Below are 13,592 nucleotides of genomic sequence, written 5' to 3'. Positions count from 1 at the left end.
CCCGTGGTGATCCGACGCGTACTCGCACCCCGCATCGACTTCGGCGCGCTGCGCCGCGAACTGGGTCTGCCCGACAGGTTCCCGGTCGCGGCGCAGGGCGAGGCCGACGCCGCGGCGGCCACGCCGCCCCGGCCCGCCGCCGACCGCACCGAGGTCCCGTTCGTCACCGTCGACCCCGAGGGCTCCCGCGACCTCGACCAGGCGATGCACCTCGCCCGCCGCCCCGGTGGCGGCTTCCGGGTGACGTACGCCATCGCCGACGTCGCCGCGCACGTTCGCCCCGGCGGGGCGCTGGAGGAGGAGACCTGGCGGCGCGGGCAGACCGTCTACCTGCCCGACGGCACCGTGCCGTTGCACCCCGGGACCCTCAGCGAGGGTGCGGCGAGCCTCCTGCCGGACGTCGACCGCGCCGCCGTGGTGTGGACCGTCGACCTGGACGGCGACGGTGCCACCGTCGGGGTCGCGCTGGAACGCGCGCTGGTCCGCAGCCGGGCCAAGCTGGACTACGTCGGCGTGCAGGCGGCCGCCGACGCCGGCCGGCTACCCGACCCGATCGCCCTGCTGCCCGAGATCGGGGCCCTGCTCACCGCCCGTGGCCTGCGCCGGGGCGCCATCAACCTGCCGCTGCCCGAGCAGGACGTGGAGGCCGACGGCGACGGCTGGCGACTGGTGCTGCGCGGGCCGGTGCCGATGGAGGAGCACAACGCCCAGATCTCGCTGCTGACCGGAATGGCCGCCGCCGACATCATGCTGGCCGGGGGGATCGGTCTGCTGCGTACGATGCCGGCACCGAAGCCCGAGGCGGTGGCGCGGCTGCGGGCCGCCGCCGCCCCGCTGGGCGTGCACTGGCCGGACGGCGCCGGCCCCGGCGAGGTCATCGCCGGACTGGACCCGTCGCAACCCCGGGCCGCCGCCTTCGTCGACCAGGCCGCCGAGCTGATGCGGGGCGCCGCGTACACGGCCTTCGACGGCGCGCCGCCCGAGCAGCGGGAGCACGGCGGGGTCGCGGCCGCGTACGCCCATGTCACGGCGCCGCTGCGGCGACTGGCCGACCGGTACGCCACGGAGGTCTGCCTGGCCCTGCACGAGGGCCGTGCGGTGCCCGACTGGGCCCGCGCGGCGCTGCCCCGGCTGCCGGAGGTGATGGCCACGACCGACCGGGTGGCGTCGGCGGCCACCCGGGGCGCGATCGAGTTGGCCGAGGCGGTGCTGCTGCAGCACCGGGTGGGGGAGACCTTCGACGCGGCGGTGCTGGACGTCGACGCGTCCCCGGACGGCAAGGCCCGCCCGGGCCGCCGGCCCGGCGGCACCGTGGCGCTGGACGACCCGCCGGTGCGTGCCCGCTGCCTCGGCGAGCTGCCGCTCGGTGAGCGGGTCCGGGTCCGGCTGGTCACCGCCGACCCCGCCACCCGCGCGGTGGCCTTCGAACTGGCCTGATCCCGCCGGTCCGCTCGCCCCCCGGCGCCGACGCCGCGCTGCGGCTGCTGCGCCCGGGCGCGTGGTGGCCGCCGGGCTGGTCCGGTTCCCGCCGATGGCGGCTGCCCGGCACTGCTGCGGCAGCGGGGATTGTCACAGCGCCCGCGGCTGCCGCCGGCCTGCGGGTTTGCGAGGATGGCGGCATGGCTTACGACGCGAGCACGCTGCCCGACGTGTCCGGGCTGACCGTCGGCATCATCGGCGGCACCGGCGACCAGGGGAGGGGCCTCGCCTACCGGTTCGCCCGGGCCGGCCAGTCCGTGCTGATCGGGTCCCGTACCGCCGATCGGGCCGTCCAGTCGGCCCAGGAGATCGCGGCCCTGCCCGGCGTGCCCGCCGGGGCGCCGGTGGCCGGCGGCGGCAACGAGGAGGTGGCCCGGCGGAGCGACGTGGTCATCATCGCGGTGCCGTGGGACGGGCACGCCGCCACCGTCGCCGCCCTCGCCGAGCCGCTCGCCGGCAAGATCGTCGTCGACTGCGTCAACCCGCTCGGCTTCGACAAGCAGGGCCCGTACGCCCTCGCCGTGCCGGAGGGCAGCGCCGTGCAGCAGGCCGCCGGGCTGCTGCCCGACTCGCGGGTCTGCGCCGCGTTCAACCACGTCAGCGCCCCGCTGCTGGCCGACCCGGAGATCGAGCGGATCGACCTCGACGTGCTGATCTGCACCGAGGACCGCGAGCTGGTCGGCGTGGTCGCCGCGCTGGCCGCGCGGATCCCCGGCATGCGCGGCATCTACGCCGGCCGGCTGCGCAACGCCCACCAGATCGAGGCGTTCACCGCCAACCTGATCGCCATCAACAAGCGCTACAAGGCACACGCCGGCATCCGCGTCACCGACCTCTGACAACACCCGCCCCGCGCTCGCGCCGCGCGAGGTGGGCCTACTGCGAGCGGGGCGTGGTGGGCCGGCCCGGCGGGCGGTGCGGCCCGCAGGGTCGCACCGCCCGTCCAACGGGTCAGAAGGTGTGTTCCTCGGCGGGGAAGTCGCCGCCGCGCACCTCGTCGGCGAAGCGCCGGGTCGCGTCGGTCAGGGCGCCCGCCAGGTCGGCGTAGCGCTTCACGAAGCGCGGCGCCCTACCGGTACGCAGGCCCGCCATGTCCTGCCAGACCAGCACCTGCGCGTCGGTGTCGGCGCCGGCGCCGATGCCCACGGTCGGGATCGGCAGCTCCGCCGTGATCCGCTTGGCGACCTGCCCCGGCACCATCTCCAGCACCACGGCGAACGCGCCCGCCTCGGCCACCGCGCGGGCGTCGGCGATCACGTCGTCGGCCGCGTCGCCGCGCCCCTGCACCCGGTAGCCGCCGATGGCGTGCTCGCTCTGCGGGGTGAAGCCGACGTGCGCCATCACCGGGATGCCGGCGCCGGTGATGGCGGCGATCTGCGCCGCGCAGCGCCGGCCGCCCTCCAGCTTCACCGCGTGGCAGCCGCCCTCCTTCATGAACCGCACGGCGGTACGCAGCGCCTGCGTGGGGCCCTCCTCGTACGAGCCGAACGGCAGGTCCCCGACGACCAGCGCGTGCCGGGTCGCCCGGACCACCGCGCGGACCAGCGGGAGCAACTCCTCGGCGGTCACCGGCACCGTCGTCTCGTAGCCGAAGACGTTGTTCGCCGCCGAGTCGCCGACCAGCAGCACCGGGATGCCGGCCTGGTCGAAGATCGACGCGGTGTACTGGTCGTACGAGGTGAGCATCGGCCACCGCTCGCCGCGTTCCTTGGCGGCGATCAGGTCGCGGGTGCGTACCCGCCGGGTGGCCGGGCCGCCGTAGAGGGCGGTCACCTCGGACGGGGTGGACTCCACCATGACTCTCTCCTTCCTCGAGGCCGCGTACGCGGTCCCCGGGTTCCGCCGCGATCGTCGCACCCGACGACCGGCCGGCGGCAGAGCGCAGTGGAGGATGTCACTCCCGGGCCGCCGCCGGCCCGGGAGCGACCCGGCTCAGCCGTCCTCGCGCCACCGGTTCGTGATCGGCAGCCGCCGGTCCCGCCCGAAGGCCTTCATCGAGATCTTCGCGCCCGGCGCGGACTGGCGGCGCTTGTACTCGGCGGTATCCACCATCCGCAGCACCCGGTCGACGATGGCCGGGTCGTGGCCGGACGCGACCAGCCCGTCGCGGCCCAGGTCGCCGTCGACGTAGCCGATCAGGATCGGGTCCAGCACGTCGTAGTCGGGCAGCGTGTCGCTGTCGAGCTGGCCGGGGCTCAGCTCCGCGCTCGGCGGCTTGCCGATGGAGTTCTCCGGGATCGGCGGGGTGTCGCCCCGGCGGGCGGCGTCCGCGTTGCGCCACTTCGCCAGCCGCCACACCAGCGTCTTCCAGACGTCCTTGACCGGGTTGAAGCCGCCGACGGAGTCGCCGTAGAGGGTGGAGTAGCCGACCGCCAGCTCGCTCTTGTTGCCGGTGGTCAGCACCAGGTGCCCCTCCTGGTTCGACAGCGCCATCAGGATCACCCCGCGTACCCGCGCCTGGAGGTTCTCCACGGAGACCCCGGAGAGCGACATGTTCGCCAGGAAGGTGTCGACCATCGGCTGGATCGGCTCGACCCGGTAGTCCAGCCCGGTCCGCTTCGCCAGGTCGGCCGCGTCCTCGCGGCTGTGCTCGGAGGAGTGCTGGCTGGGCAGCGACACGCCGACCACCCGGTCGGGCCCGAGCGCGTCGACGGCCAACGCGGCCACCACCGCCGAGTCGATGCCACCGGAGAGGCCCAGCACCACCGAGGGGAACCGGTTCTTGTTGACGTAGTCGCGCAGGCCCAGCACGAGCGCCTGCCACACCTCGGCCTCGTCGGCGACCGGGGCGATCGTCCCGCCGGTGACGGCGGGCCCGGTGGGCGCGGGCGGGATGTCGCCGGCCTCGGCGCGGACCACCCGCATCCCGTCCGCCAGCACCTGCTCCGGGGCGCCCGGCTCCCCGGCCGGGGGCAGCTCCACGTCGTGCACCAGCAGGTGCTCGACGAACTGCGGGGCCCGCGCCAGCAGTTCGCCGTCGGCGGCCACGATCATCGAGTCGCCCTCGAAGACCAGCTCGTCCTGGCCGCCGACCATGTTGACGTACGCGATCATCGCCCCGGCCTCGGCGGCCCGGCGCTGGACCAGCGGCAGCCGGACGTCGTCCTTGTTCAGCTCGTACGGCGAGCCGTTGACGCACAGGACCAGGCCGACGCCGGCCTGGCGGGCGGCGGCGAACGGACCGCCGGCCTGCCACAGGTCCTCGCAGATGGTCAGCGCCACGTCCACCCCGCCCACGCGCACGACGCTCAGGGCGTCGCCGGGCAGGAAGTAGCGGTCCTCGTCGAAGACGCCGTAGTTGGGCAGGTGGTGCTTGAAGTAGGTGGCGACGATCCGGCCGTGGTGCAGCAGGGCAGCCGCGTTGCGGGCCCCGCGCCCGGGTTCGGCGTCGCCGCTGACCTGCGGCGGGCCGTCGGCGTCCAGGTAACCGACCAGCACCGCCACCGCGCCCAGCCCGTCGGCGTCGAGATCGGCGGCGAGGCGTTGCAGCGCGGCCTTCGACGCGGCGACGAAGGACCGGCGGAAGACCAGGTCCTCGACCGGATAGCCGGTCAGCACCATCTCCGGGAACGCGACGATCTGGGCGCCGGCGCCGGCGGCCCGGCGGGTCCAGTCACGGACCAGGCCGGAGTTGCCGGCGAGGTCGCCGACGGTCGGGTTGACCTGGCACAGGGCGAGACGCAGGGTGGGCATGTCCTCATCTTGCCCCAGCCGGCCGGACCCGACACGGCGGGCGGCCAGCCACGGCGCGAGCGTCGGGACAGGGCGGGACGCCGGCCGGCCGGTCGCGTAACGTCGGCGTAACGAGGCGGGTGGACACTGGTCGGTCAGGCCGGGTCAGCCCCGGCCGCAGGTGCGCAACGGTGTCGCGAGGGGTGGAAGTGGACCGTCAGCAGGAGTTCGTCCTCCGTACGCTGGAAGAGCGGGACATCCGGTTCGTCCGGCTGTGGTTCACCGACGTGCTGGGCACGCTCAAGAGCGTGTCGGTGGCCCCCGCCGAGCTGGAGGCGGCCTTCGAGGAGGGCATCGGGTTCGACGGCTCGGCGATCGAGGGCTTCGCCCGGGTCTTCGAGTCCGACATGGTGGCCATGCCCGACCCGACCACCTTCCAGGTCTTCCCGTTCGAGGGCGGGGCCAGCGGCGAGAGCGCCCGGATGTTCTGCGACATCCTGCTGCCCGACGGCGGCCCGTCCTGGGCCGACCCGCGCCACGTGCTGCGCCGGGCGCTGTCCAAGGCCGCCGAGAAGGGCTTCACCTTCTACACCCACCCCGAGATCGAGTTCTTCCTGCTGGAGAACGGCCCGCTGGACGGCTCGGTGCCGATCCCGGTCGACACCGGCGGCTACTTCGAGCACACCACCCACGCCGTGGCCCGCGACTTCCGCCGGCAGGGCGTGCTGGCGCTGGAGCGGATCGGCATCTCCGTGGAGTTCAGCCACCACGAGGTGGCCCCCGGCCAGCAGGAGATCGACCTGCGCTACGCCGACGCGCTCACCACGGCCGACAACATCATGACCTTCAGGCACGTGGTCAAGGAGGTGGCGCTCTCCACCGGCGTGCAGGCCACCTTCATGCCGAAGCCGTTCACCGACCAGCCGGGCAGCGGCATGCACACCCACCTGTCGCTGTTCGAGGGGGAGCGCAACGCGTTCCACGACGCCGGCGACCCGATGAAGCTGTCCAAGGTGGCCCGGGCGTTCATCGCCGGGCTGCTGGTGCACGCCCGGGAGTACACGGCCGTCACCAACCAGTGGGTCAACTCCTACAAGCGGCTGTTCCCGCAGGCGCTGCCGGACCGGGTGACCGAGAGCCCCGCGTACGTCTGCTGGGGTCACCTGAACCGGTCGGCGCTGGTCCGGGTCCCCGCCTACGGCAAGCCGAACTCGGCCCGGGTGGAGGTCCGCTCGCCGGACTCGGCGGCGAACCCCTACCTGGCCTTCGCGGTGCTGCTCGGCGCCGGGATGAAGGGCATCGAGGAGGGCTACGAGCTGCCGCCGGGCGCGGAGGACGACGTGTGGTCGCTGACCAGCGCCGAGCGCCGGGCGATGGGCTACGAGCCGCTGCCGGAGAACCTCGCCGAGGCGATCGACGTGATGGCCGGCTCCGAGCTGGTCGCCGAGGTGCTCGGCGAGCACGTCTTCGACTTCTTCCTGCGCAACAAGCGGGCCGAGTGGGAGCAGTACCGCCGCGAGGTCACCCCCTACGAGCGGCAGCGCTACCTGTCGCTGTAGGGCGAGGGCTGCCGTGCTGGCGCGGTGCCGCTATCGTCTCGGTCACCGCGCCGGCATCCCCGCCGGGCGCAGAGTTCGGGAGGCAGTCGGTGCTGGAAGACCTGCTCAGCGGAGCATGGCAGAGCGTGGTGTTCGGGGTCGTCGGGGTGGCCCTGATGGCGGCCGGGTTCGGGCTGGTCGACATGCTCACTCCGGGCCGGCTGCGGGAGCTGATCTGGGTACGCCGCAACGGCAACGCCGCGCTGCTGCTCGCCGCCAACCAGCTCGGCATCGCCGGCATCGTGTTCACCGCGATCCTGACCAGCTACAGCGACTTCGCCAAGGGCCTCGCCTCGACGGTGGTCTTCGGCCTGGTCGGTCTGGCCATCATGGCACTGGCGTTCTTCGTGCTGGACCTGCTCACCCCGGGCAAGCTCGGCGAGATCATCTGCTCGGACGAGCCGCACCCGGCGGCCCGGGTCAGCGCCGCCACGCACTTCGGCGCCGCGCTGATCGTCTGCGCCTGCATCGCCTGAGCCGCTCCCGTCACACCCCCGTCGTAGGTTGCGGGGGTGAACCGGACGGACCGTCTCTACGCCCTGGTCGAGGAGCTGCGCGCCGTGTCGCCACGGCCGCGCAGCGCCCGCTGGCTCGCCGACCGCTTCGAGGTGAGCACCCGCACGATCGAGCGTGACATCGGCGCCCTCCAGGAATCGGGAGTGCCGATCTGGGCCGAGCCGGGCCGCACCGGCGGCTACGCGCTCGACCGGGCCCGCACCCTGCCACCGGTCAACCTCACCCCCGTCGAGGCGGTCGCCATGGCGGTGGCGTTGCACCGGATGCGCGGCACGCCGTTCGCCGCCGCGGCCGGCTCCGCCCTGCGCAAGCTGATCTCCGTGATGCCCGCCGCCGACGCCGCCGAGGCGCACCGGCTCGCCGCCCGGGTGCACCTGATCGGCGACGGGCCGGTGGCGCCCGTCCCGGCCGCCGTCGCCGACGCGGTGCGCGCGCGCCGTGTGCTGCGCATCCGCTACGCCGACCGCGCGGGCGCCGGCTCGCTGCGCGACGTGGAGCCGCTGGGCTACCTGGGCAACCCCCGGCACTGGTACCTGCTGGGCTGGTGCCGGCTGCGCGACGGCATCCGCGCCTTCCGCACAGACCGGATCACTTCGGTCACGACGCTGGCGGAGCGGGTGCCGGAACGCGAGCTGGCCGCCGACGACCTCGACATCCCCACGGAGCGGGTCCGCCGGCTCAGCCTGGTCTGAGCATGGGACAGCGCGGCCCTGCCGTGCACGGCATGCTGTCCCTTCCGCATGTTCCCGCAGGAGGTCGCCACGTGCCCGACGCGCTCAGCTACGCCGACGCCGTACGCCTGCTCGGCGGGGAGAAGAGCAGGGTCGTCGACTGGTTCGACAAGCTGACCGGTTGGTCGCTGCTCGGCGCCTCCGCAGCCGGCGCGCCGGACGCGTTGGGCATCTTCGACGCGAAGGCGGAGTTCGTCCGGCTCGGCCACGAACTGGTGCGCGCCGTGTCCGAGAAGCGCTCCGGGCTGTCCCGGTACGGCCGCACGCAGCGCCTGGAGGCGGCGCACGCGGTGATCGCGGTCACCGCCTTCTTCGAGGTGCTGAGCGAGATCGACCTGCCCTTCGACGTGGCGAGCGCCCGGATCAGCAAGGCCGAGCAGTTGTCGTTGGCCGGCTCAGGAGCGGTGCACGAGGCGGCCCTCACCGACGCGTTCTTCGCCACCGCGGCGCCGCTGCCCGGTCCGCAACTTCCCTATCCCGCGTTCCGTCATGCCCTGGGCGCCTACTACGACGGCCTCGTCGGCCGGCTGCTGCACCTCCTGCGCGGCCTGGCCGTGTGGGAGGTCGCCGACGGATGGCGGCGACAGGCGACGGAGGAGGGGCTGCTCGGGCTGCCCCGCGCCGCCGTCGACCGGCACCGCGATCTGCTGACCCAGCTCGCGGTGGACTTCGTCGAGGTGTCGTTCTGGGTCGGCCTGCACGAGCACGAGGCGACCCGGACGCAGGTCCATGCCCTCTCGGTGGGGCTGGACGAGATGCGGCGGACCCTTCTCGCCGTCTCCACGGGACGCCCGCCCGACGACCGCCGGGCGGCGCTCGCCACGGCGTACACCGCGGAGTTGGGACGGCCCATCATCTCGTCCGGGGACGTGCCGACCGGGCTCACGGTGCCGACGCTCGGCCAGGCGTACGTGCCGCCGCTGTGTCGGATCGAGGAGTTGCCCGCCCACGCGCGACCGAGCGACGAGGCGTGGTGGGACGGGCGGAGGCTGCGTGACGACCTGTGGCAGTCCCTGGTCGTGCACCTCACCTCGCCGAACGCCACCCGCGCCCCGCTGCTGGTGCTCGGCCAGCCGGGCTCCGGCAAGTCCGTGCTGACCCGGGTCCTCGCCGCGCAGCTGCCGGCCGCCGACTTCATGGTGGTGCGGGTGGTGCTGCGAGACGTCCACGCCGCCGGGGAGCTCCAGGACCAGATCGAGCAGGCGGTCCGTGACGACACCGGGGAGCGGGTGGACTGGCCCGCCCTGTCCAGGTCGGCCGGTGACGCCCTGCCGGTCGTGCTGCTCGACGGCTTCGACGAGTTGCTCCAGGCCACCGGGGTCAGCCAGACCGACTACCTGCGCCGGGTGGCGGCCTTCCAACGGCGCGAGGCCGACCAGGGGCGGCCGGTGGCGGTGCTGGTGACCAGCCGCACCAGCGTCGCCGACCGGGCGCAGCCGCCGCCCGGCACGGTGGCGGTGCGGCTGGAGCCGTTCGACGGCGAGCGGGTACGGGCCTGGACCGCCACCTGGAACCGGGTCAACGCCGGGGCGTTCCGCGCGCTCGGCGTGCAGCCGCTGGAGCCGGCGACGGTGCTGGCCCATCGTGAGCTGGCCGAACAGCCGCTGTTGCTGCTGATGCTGGCGCTCTACGACGCCGAGGGCAACGACCTGCGATCGGCCGGCGAGCTGGGCCGGGGCGAGCTGTACGAGCGCCTGCTGCGCAGCTTCGCCCGCCGCGAGGTCATGAAGCACCGGCCGGGCCTGTCCGAGCGGGACCTGGACCGGGCGACGGAGGACGAGCTGCGCAGGTTGTCGATCGTGGCGTTCGGCATGTTCAACCGGGGCGTCCAGTGGGTCACCGAGAACGGCTTCGAGTCGGATCTCGCCGCGCTGCCGTTCCTGGGCAGCCGTCCGGCGGCCGTCGCGACCGACGGACACCTGCGTACCCCGCTGCGACCTGCCGAGATCGTCCTGGGCCGCTTCTTCTTCGTGCACCGCTCACAGGCAATGCGAGACGAGAGCCGGGCCAGCACCTACGAGTTCCTGCACGCCACCTTCGGTGAGTTCCTGATCGCCCGGACGACCGCGGTGGTGCTGGACGACCTGGCGGCCCGGGAGGCGAGCGCCCTGCTGGGGGCCACGCCGACGGACGACGATCCGCTGCACGCCCTGCTGTCCTTCGCGACACTGACCGGACGCACCCCGATCGTCACCTTCCTCACCGAGATCCTGACGTCGTGGGGCGAAAGCCGGCGGGACGCCGTCGTCGACCTGCTGCTGCGCCTGTTCCGGGCGGCGACCGGCCGGCGACCGGCTCGCCGCTTCGAGTCGTACGAGCCTCGGCAGTTGTCGGTTCCGGCACGCCACGCGGTGTACGGCGTGAACCTGCTCGTGCTGCTGCTCGCCGCGCGCGGGCAACTGCGGGCGAGCGAACTCCACCCGGACAGCGGCGACGTGGCGTCCGGGTGGAACCGACTGGCTCTCTTCTGGCGTTCCCAGCTCAGCGACAGCGAGTACGCCGGCCTGTTGGGCGTCGTGCGGGTCGAGCGGGCGTGGACGGGAACGCGACGGGAGCTGCTCCTCCGCATCGGAGAAGGTCGGGACGAGTCGCCGCCGCCGGCGGGCGACCCCGGTTGGTTCGTCACCGGCTCCAGGGACGACAGCCATTCGGAGGAGGACGCGGCGAGCTACTACCTGACGACCGGAACTGACTTCGCCCTGTTCGCTCGGACCGCGCACTTCGAGTGCGACCCGAATCTCGACACGGCGCTGCACGCGCTGGGACCGCTGGGCCATCCGCTCGACGCGCTCGGCGGCTTCTGGACCTTCCCGGACGGCGACCGGTCGGAAGCCCGGCTCCTGCTCGACGTGTCGCTTCTCCCGATCCTCGGCGCGGGGGCTCGGGAGCGGGAGCGGGCCTACCGACGCCTGCTGGCCATCGTGGAGGAGCCGGACGAGACACCGCAACTGCCGGTGGCGGAGTTCGTGCTGGACCGGATCTCGACCGACCCCGGGTTGTCCGCCGCGTTCGTCGCCGATGTGCTGTGTCTTCTCCAACAGGACGTGACGCTCGTCGGCTCCCTGCTGGCGTCGGCCGCCCGCTGCGTCCTTACCTTCCTCGGCCGCGACCGCGAGACCGACGACAGGCTGGTTGAGCAGGCCGACCGCCTGATCGCCGGCGCACGGTGGTTTGCCGGCGCTGGCGGCGCTCCGCTCGACTGGCTCGACACCGACACCGCCGAGTTGGTCGCCCGCACGTACGAGGCGGGTGTGCGGCGGTATCCGGTGTCGGTGGCCGAAGCGGCGAGTTTCCGCGCCCGCCACGGATCGCGTCGCCCCGACCTGGTCGACCGGTTGATTCCGCTCACCGCCCCGTCCGAGGAGCGGTCTGGTCGCAAACACCGACAGGACGGTGTCGCGGACGGGGCGGAGGCTGACTCCTGACGGCGCCGGCCGAACGGCCGGCGCGCGAACGGGAGGCGACACATGTCCACGATCACCAGCGGGGTCAACTGGTTCGAGGTCGGCACGGACCGGCCGGAGGAGACCGGGCGCTTCTACACCGACCTGTTCGGCTGGGCGTTCGGCGAGCAGGGGACGCCGGAGGCGTCGTACCGGGTGACGGAGCCGGGACCGGAGGGATCCATCCAGGGCGCGGTCCGGGACACCGGCGGGACGAGCCCGAACTACGCCATCTTCTACGTGCAGGTGGCCGACGTGGCCGACGCCGTCCGGCGGGCGGAGGCGGCGGGCGGCAAGGTGCTGGTGCCGCCGAGGTCCAACGACAACGGGCTCACCTTCGCCCACCTGGCCGACCCGGTCGGCAACCACTTCGGCGTCTACGCCCCGCCGCCGCAGGCCTGAGCAGACCCGGCCGGGTCGCCGTCCGCCCCGGCCGGTCGCCGGGACGGACGGCGTACGTCACTTGCCGGCCGGTCCGCCGTGCCCGCCCCGGCCGCCCGGGCCGGGCAGGACGCCCGCCTCGGCGGCGGCGGTGACGGCGTCGGCCTGCTCCTGGGTGAGCTTGCCGTCCTCGACGGCCTGCGCCAGGCGCTCCTTCATCGCGGCCTGCCGGTCGGCGGAGTCGCCCTTGCCGGGCCGGTCGCCCTTCCCGGGCCGGTCGGCGGGCTTGTGCTCCTCGCGCAGCTTCTCCAGCGCGGCCGTCACCTTGTCGGTGTCGACGCCCAGCTCCGCGGCCAGCTTCTCGGCGAACTCCGCCTGCCGGTCCGCCCGCTGCTGCTGGCGGTCGCCGTTCTCGGCGGCGCCGGTGCTGGCGCTCGGCGTCGGGGTGGCACCGTCGGCGGCGAACGCGACCGTCGGGGCGGCGAGGCCCACGCCGAGTACGCCCGCCGCGGCCAGCCCGGCCAGCAGGTGCTTCTTCCTCATGGTGCGGGACATGTCGTCCTCCAGCTCGTCGATGGGTGGTGCGATGACCTCACCGACAGTGACCAGCTGGGCTGGGCGGGAGCCGTGGCGACCCTGTCAGCGAGCTGGCAATCCGGCGGCGCGACCGGACAAACGGGTTGCACGGGCGCGCGGGGGCGGCAAGGGTGTGCGGTCGGTAGGGCCCCCGTCGGGGCGGAGCAGGTGACGGAAGGTGACCCCCTTGACGACGTCCGCGAAGATCCGGGAAGTCCCCCTGACCGGGGCCGGCACCGGCCCGTACGGCATCACGGTCGGCCCCGACGGCGCGCTGTGGCTGACGCTGGTCCACGCGGGCGGAATCGCCCGGGTGGGTGCGGACGGCGATCTGCGCACCTGGTCGGTGGCGCCCGACAGCCGACCGTTGATCATCACGCCGGGCCCCGACGGCGCCCTCTGGTTCACCCGTTCCGGCGACGACCGGATCGGCCGGATCACCACCGGCGGCGAGCTGAGCGCCGTCGAGCTACCGGCCGGAACCGGCCCCTGCGGCATCGCCGCCGGGCCTGACGGGGCCCTCTGGTACGCGGCGATGAACGCCGACGCGATCGGTCGGGTCACCGTCGACGGGGAGCGGACGCGGTTCCCGCTGCCGGTGCGCGGCGCCTTCGCCTCGATGGTCGCCGCCGGGCCCGACGAGGCCGTCTGGTTCACGCTCAACCAGGCGAACGCGGTGGGCCGGATCGACATGGCCGGCGAGGTGACCCTGCACGCGCTGCCGACCGAGGGGGCCGCGCCGGTGGGCATCACCGCCGGCGTCGACGGGGCGCTCTGGTTCGTCGAGATCGGCGCCGGTCAGCTCGGCCGGATCACCCCGGACGGGCGGATCACCGAGTACCCGCTGCCGGACCGGTCCGCCCGGCCGCACGCGATCGTCGCCGACCCGGCCGGCGGCTGCTGGTACACGGAGTGGGGCGGCAACCGCATCGGCCACGTCACCCCGGACGGCACGATCACCACCCACGACCTGCCGACCCCGGCCTCCGAGCCCCACGGCCTCACGGTCGCCCCCGACGCCACGGTCTGGGTCGCCCTGGAGACCGGCGCCCTGGCCCACCTGACCCCTGACCCTGCCCCCCTCGGGGACCCTGACCCCCGGTGATCATGAGGTTGGCGGTGTGGCATGTCGGTACCGCTGCCGCTAACCCCATGATCGACTCGGGGCATGCGGGGGCGCGGGGCCGATCGGGCGG

The 13,592-nt window shown here is 74.0% G+C and carries 11 protein-coding genes; 8 read left to right on the top strand and 3 right to left on the bottom strand.

Features of this window, described 5'->3' with window-relative positions; genetic code table 11:
- Positions 1 to 3: 3 nt before the first annotated feature.
- Both CLT72_RS13695 and npdG read left to right on the top strand, forming a co-directional pair.
- Positions 4 to 1,437 (top strand): RNB domain-containing ribonuclease, encoded by a 1,434-nt coding sequence (locus CLT72_RS13695; protein WP_101412109.1) that lies wholly within the window; start codon positions 4 to 6, stop codon positions 1,435 to 1,437.
- Between the two features lie 182 nt (positions 1,438 to 1,619).
- On the top strand, positions 1,620 to 2,318 hold the full coding sequence (gene npdG, locus CLT72_RS13690; protein ID WP_101412107.1) for an NADPH-dependent F420 reductase: 699 nt from the start codon (positions 1,620 to 1,622) through the stop codon (positions 2,316 to 2,318).
- Between the two features lie 112 nt (positions 2,319 to 2,430).
- Here the strand turns inward: npdG and panB are convergent, their stop codons facing one another.
- Positions 2,431 to 3,276 (bottom strand): 3-methyl-2-oxobutanoate hydroxymethyltransferase, encoded by an 846-nt coding sequence (gene panB, locus CLT72_RS13685; RefSeq protein WP_101412105.1) that lies wholly within the window; start codon positions 3,274 to 3,276, stop codon positions 2,431 to 2,433.
- A gap of 135 nt (positions 3,277 to 3,411) precedes the next feature.
- Positions 3,412 to 5,172 (bottom strand): NAD+ synthase, encoded by a 1,761-nt coding sequence (locus CLT72_RS13680; RefSeq protein WP_101412103.1) that lies wholly within the window; start codon positions 5,170 to 5,172, stop codon positions 3,412 to 3,414.
- 188 nt (positions 5,173 to 5,360) lie between these two features.
- Between CLT72_RS13680 and glnA the strand changes: the two genes are divergently transcribed.
- The 5 genes from glnA to CLT72_RS13655 all read left to right on the top strand — a co-directional run bounded on the left by glnA (position 5,361) and on the right by CLT72_RS13655 (position 11,841).
- Entirely contained in the window at positions 5,361 to 6,710 is a 1,350-nt protein-coding gene (gene glnA, locus CLT72_RS13675) for a type I glutamate--ammonia ligase (protein WP_101412101.1), read from the top strand.
- Positions 6,711 to 6,799: 89 nt separating this feature from the next.
- Positions 6,800 to 7,225: a DUF350 domain-containing protein gene (locus CLT72_RS13670; RefSeq protein ID WP_101412099.1), complete on the top strand. Its 426-nt coding sequence runs from the start codon at positions 6,800 to 6,802 to the stop codon at positions 7,223 to 7,225.
- 36 nt (positions 7,226 to 7,261) lie between these two features.
- A complete protein-coding gene (locus CLT72_RS13665; RefSeq protein WP_101412097.1) occupies positions 7,262 to 7,957 on the top strand; it encodes a helix-turn-helix transcriptional regulator in 696 nt (231 codons plus the stop codon).
- Between the two features lie 71 nt (positions 7,958 to 8,028).
- Positions 8,029 to 11,421 carry an NACHT domain-containing protein gene (locus tag CLT72_RS13660; protein ID WP_101412095.1) on the top strand — a complete coding sequence of 1,131 codons (3,393 nt, stop codon included), beginning with the start codon at positions 8,029 to 8,031 and terminating at the stop codon, positions 11,419 to 11,421.
- Positions 11,422 to 11,463: 42 nt separating this feature from the next.
- Complete coding sequence (locus tag CLT72_RS13655) at positions 11,464 to 11,841, top strand: VOC family protein (RefSeq protein ID WP_101412093.1); 378 nt, start codon at positions 11,464 to 11,466, stop codon at positions 11,839 to 11,841.
- 57 nt (positions 11,842 to 11,898) lie between these two features.
- Here the strand turns inward: CLT72_RS13655 and CLT72_RS13650 are convergent, their stop codons facing one another.
- Entirely contained in the window at positions 11,899 to 12,375 is a 477-nt protein-coding gene (locus tag CLT72_RS13650) for a hypothetical protein (protein WP_101412091.1), read from the bottom strand.
- Between the two features lie 208 nt (positions 12,376 to 12,583).
- On the opposite strand from CLT72_RS13650, the gene CLT72_RS13645 reads away from it, so the two are divergent.
- Positions 12,584 to 13,501, top strand: coding sequence for a Vgb family protein (locus CLT72_RS13645; RefSeq protein WP_101412089.1), 918 nt, complete (start codon positions 12,584 to 12,586; stop codon positions 13,499 to 13,501).
- Positions 13,502 to 13,592 lie beyond the last annotated feature (91 nt).

Source organism: Micromonospora sp. CNZ309 (assembly GCF_002846525.1).
The sequence above is the reverse complement of the archived record's forward strand: the minus strand, read 5'-3'. Positions and strand labels throughout refer to the sequence as shown.